Source organism: Pseudomonas sp. 65/3-MNA-CIBAN-0223 (assembly GCF_040310425.1).
Lineage (GTDB): Bacteria > Pseudomonadota > Gammaproteobacteria > Pseudomonadales > Pseudomonadaceae > Aquipseudomonas > Aquipseudomonas gregormendelii.
The window spans coordinates 1-290 of the sequence record NZ_JBEOPV010000085.1 but is presented as its reverse complement, the minus strand read 5'-3'; the positions used below and the strand labels follow the sequence as shown (position 1 = coordinate 290).

The following is a 290-nucleotide window of genomic DNA, read 5'->3' as shown; positions in this document are numbered from 1 at the left end:
AAACCGTTCCAAAAATGGACGTTAACGGTGCCTTTTTCGCTTACCAAACTGACGACAATCGTCAAAACCTGCTGGCTCGCGAAGTGGCTGAACAGCAAAACGTAGTCTGGGCCACCGGCACCCATACCAATACACCGGTACTGGTATTTACCCAAGGCCCGGGAGATACTACCGTACCCTTTGGCAAAGTACTGCATCACACAGAAGTAGGTCAACACGCTATGGAAGCACTAGAAGACTAATACATTAATACCTGCCTAAATATTTGACTGGCCCTCGATAATTATCGG

Annotated in this window: 1 pseudogene; it reads left to right on the top strand. The window is 47.6% G+C overall.

Features of this window, described 5'->3' with window-relative positions:
* Window positions 1-242 (top strand): annotated as a pseudogene (locus AAEZ09_RS28025) (alkaline phosphatase); the annotation flags it as partial.
* Between the last annotated feature and the right edge of the window lie 48 nt (window positions 243-290).